This window comes from Micromonospora sp. BL4 (assembly GCF_003667505.1).
Classification (GTDB): domain Bacteria; phylum Actinomycetota; class Actinomycetes; order Mycobacteriales; family Micromonosporaceae; genus Micromonospora.
Genome location: NZ_RCVJ01000160.1, coordinates 1 through 3,529 on the forward strand (window position 1 = coordinate 1; position 3,529 = coordinate 3,529).

The window sequence follows — 3,529 nt, forward strand, 5'->3', positions numbered from 1 at the left end:
GGGTGGGCTTGGTGGTCGGCGTCGGCTTCGTCGTCGGCGTCGGCTTGGTGGTGGGCGTGGGCGTCGGGCTGGGCGTCACGACCGGCGTGGTCGGGGCCGGCACCGCGCCGATGACCCGGGTGGCGGCGTACAGCCGGGACCAGCGGACGACCGAGACCTTGACGACGTCGCCGGTGGTGGGTGCCTGCACCATCTTGCCGTCGCCGATGTACATGGCGACGTGGTGGATCGAGGTCCAGCTGCTGCCGGAGGCGAAGAAGAGCAGGTCGCCGGGGAGCAGCGCGCTCTGCGGCACGGTCCGGGAACGGGTGGCGGCGTACTGGTCCCGGGAGACCCGGGGAAGCGCGTAGTAGTCGGCGCCGGGCGACCGGTACGCCGCCCACATCAGACCGGAGCAGTCGAACGTGTCCGGCCCCTCCTCCGACCATTCGTACGGGTCGCCGCGCTGGGCGAGGGCGTAGCGGACCGCGGCCAGCGCCCGTGGGTGCGCCGCCATCCCGCTGACGTTCTGACCGACCAGGTAGCCGGCGCCGAGCTGCTGCTCGGCGGCCTCCTGCTGGCGCTCGATCTGGATCAGCTGCGCCGCGTTGTCACGGCGCAGCTTGAGGAGGCTGGCCTCGGCCGCGCGCAGCGCCTTCTCGCCGGCGGTGAACTCCGCCTCGGCGGCGTCGAGCTGGGTCTTCGCCGTGGCGTGCGCCTGGTAGGCGAGCTGCTCGCCGCTGCGGGCCCGGGACAGCTCTCCGGCCACGCCGGTGGTGCCGCGCTCGACCTTCTCGCCGCGGGCGATCCGCTGGAGCCGGCTCAGTCCCTGGATGTCGTCGGCCAGGTCGCCGGGCGGTAGCGCGGCGGCTGCCTTGAACGCGTCCGACGCGGCGACGTCGGCCGCCTGCTGAGCGCGGAGGAGATTGTCCTGCGCGGTCGCCAGAGCCCTGCCGGCCGCCTCGAGCTGGGCCTGCGCGTCCGCGCGTTTCTGCCGGCTCAGCAGCAGCGCTTCGCCGAGCGTGCCGACCTGGGTCTCGCCGGCGGCGATCTGGGCGGCCAGCGGGCCGGTGCCGACGTTCACCACCGGCGGGACCGGGACGCCGGCAACGGGCGCGCCACCGGGCAGTTGGATCTGGCCGACCACCGCCGGGCGGGAGCCGGTGTCCGGCACCGTGGTGGGCAGCCCCGGCTCGGCGTACGCGGGGGTGGCCAGCACGGCGGCGGCGATCGCGCCGAGCAGGGCGGCCCAGAGCCTCGGACGCAGCACCGGCGAGACCACCGGACTCCGTCGTCGCTGCCGTCGCCCGCGCCCGCTGTAGACCATTCCGCTCCCCGTCCCGCTGCCCGTCGCCGCGCTCGAAGGCGTGGCCGTCGGGACGGTACCAGTGTGTGTTCCGCCCCACCCTGTCTTACCTCACGCGCGCAGTGATGTCGATGCATCGGCGGGTTACGGGAGGCTGTGAGTCCGGTGAAGTGGGTCGCTGCCGCCGACCGTGCCGCCGGGCCTGTCGGCGTCCCGACGTACGCTCGACCGGGACCGCAGGTGGAAGGGACGTGCCATGGACGCCGGACTCAAGCGTGAGCTCGAAGCGAAGGTGTACGCCGGTGAGCGGCTGACCCGCGAGGACGGGGTCGCCCTCTACGACAGCGACGACCTCGCCTGGTTGGGGCGGTTGGCCCATCACAAGCGCACCGAGCTCAACGGCGAACGGGTGATGTTCAACGTCAACCGGCACCTCAACCTGACGAACGTCTGCTCGGCGTCCTGTGCGTACTGCTCGTTCCAGCGCAAGCCGGGCGAGAAGGACGCGTACACGATGCGCATCGACGAGGCGGTCCGCAAGGCCAAGGAGATGGAGGACGAGCAGCTCACCGAGCTGCACATCGTCAACGGCCTGCACCCGACGCTGCCCTGGCGTTACTACCCGAAGGTGCTGCGCGAGCTGAAGGCGGCGCTGCCGAACGTCAAGCTCAAGTGCTTCACGGCGACCGAGGTGCAGTGGTTCGAGAAGATCAGCGGCCTGAGTGCCGACGAGATCCTCGACGAGCTGATGGACGCCGGTCTGGAGTCGCTGACCGGCGGCGGCGCGGAGATCTTCGACTGGGAGGTCCGCCAGCACATCGTCGACCACGCCTGCCACTGGGAGGACTGGTCGCGCATCCACGCCCTGGCGCACAGCAAGGGCATGAAGACCCCGGCGACGATGCTGTACGGCCACATCGAGGAGCCCCGGCACCGGGTGGACCACGTGCTGCGGCTGCGCGAGTTGCAGGACGAGACCGGCGGCTTCGCCGTGTTCATTCCGCTGCGCTATCAGCACGACTTCGTGGACTCGGCGGACGGCAAGATCCGCAACCGGATCCAGGCGCGCACCACGATGGCCTCCCCGGCCGAGTCGCTGAAGACCTTCGCCGTCTCCCGGCTGCTCTTCGACAACGTGCCGCACCTGAAGAACTTCTGGGTGATGCACGGGCTCTCGGTGGCGCAGCTGTCGTTGAACTTCGGCGTGGACGACCTGGACGGCTCGGTGGTGGAATACAAGATCACCCACGACGCCGACTCGTACGGCACCCCGAACACCATGCACCGCGACGACCTGCTGCACCTGATCTGGGACGCCGGCTTCCAGCCGGTCGAGCGGGACACCCGCTACAACGTGGTCCGGGAGTACGACAAGGCGCCGTCGCTGGCCGAGCGCCGCGCCGAGCCGCAGCAGGTGTGGGCCTGAGCCACCACGTACCCTCGCAGGCGATGACCGAGCCACGAGGACCCGAGCAGCAGGGCGGCTTTCCCCGGCGGGACGCCGAGGGGCGCATCCGTACCCTTGGGGATCTGCTCGGGGTGTGCCTGGCCGGCCTGGTCATCGGTGCGTTGGCGCTGGTGCTGTTCGACTGGGCGTTCGCCTCGATCGGGGCCGGGGACTTCGGGCACACCAACGGCTGGCTGGCGGTGATCCTGCCGGCCTGGCTGTTCTGGGACGATTTCCGGGCCTGGGAGTTCGGTGCGGCCCGGGTGGTGGCGGCGCTGGTCGCCGCGGCCGTCGGGGTGTTCGCCGGGTTGCTGATCGCTGGTCTGGCCGGCGGGTTGCCGCCGCTGCTCTCCGGAACGTTGGCGGCGGCGGCGTTCACCGTGGCGTACGCGACGGTCTGGTTCCCGGGCGTCCGCTGGTTGGCCCGCCGGACCGGCTGACCCCGACCGCCCGCCGGGCGGGTCGACCCTTCCGCCGGCACCGGCGGGTGACGGAGAGAACGGAGTGGTGCAGGTGAGCGCGGCGGTCAAGTACACGCTGGGCCGGATCGGGCTGTTCGTCGCCGTGCTGGCGGCCCTCTGGCTGGTCGACATGGACGTGTTCCTGAAGCTGATTCTGGCGCTGGCGTTCTCCGCCGCGCTCTCCTTCTTCCTGCTGCGCGGTTGGCGGGACGAGATGGCCGAGGAGATGGCCGGCGCGGCCGAGCGCCGCCGTACGGAGAAGGAGCGCCTCCGCTCCGCCCTGGCCGGCGACGAACAGCCCCCCACCGACCCCGACCCCCGTCTCTTATATACATC

General features: G+C 71.5%; 4 protein-coding genes. 3 read left to right on the forward strand and 1 reads right to left on the reverse strand.

Going from position 1 to position 3,529, the window contains the following annotated elements:
• Nucleotides 1–1,306: C40 family peptidase (locus tag EAD89_RS21290; RefSeq protein WP_121676957.1), on the reverse strand; the 1,306-nt coding region annotated here is incomplete at its 3' end.
• 235 nt (nt 1,307–1,541) lie between these two features.
• Between EAD89_RS21290 and mqnE the strand changes: the two genes are divergently transcribed.
• The 3 genes from mqnE to EAD89_RS21305 form a co-directional block, all read left to right on the forward strand.
• Nucleotides 1,542–2,711: an aminofutalosine synthase MqnE gene (gene mqnE / locus EAD89_RS21295; RefSeq protein ID WP_121657007.1), complete on the forward strand. Its 1,170-nt coding sequence runs from the start codon at nt 1,542–1,544 to the stop codon at nt 2,709–2,711.
• 23 nt (nt 2,712–2,734) lie between these two features.
• Entirely contained in the window at nt 2,735–3,172 is a 438-nt protein-coding gene (locus EAD89_RS21300; RefSeq protein ID WP_121676958.1) for a hypothetical protein, read from the forward strand.
• Nucleotides 3,173–3,245: 73 nt separating this feature from the next.
• The coding region (locus EAD89_RS21305) for a DUF4229 domain-containing protein (protein ID WP_147458847.1) at nt 3,246–3,529 on the forward strand (284 nt) is incomplete at its 3' end.

Bases quoted from the DNA above. Each gene is read 5' to 3' on its own strand.
- mqnE (WP_121657007.1), top strand. From the start codon at position 1,542: ATGGACGCCGGACTCAAGCGTGAGCTCGAAGCGAAGGTGTACGCCGGT.
- EAD89_RS21300 (WP_121676958.1), top strand. From the start codon at position 2,735: ATGACCGAGCCACGAGGACCCGAGCAGCAGGGCGGCTTTCCCCGGCGG.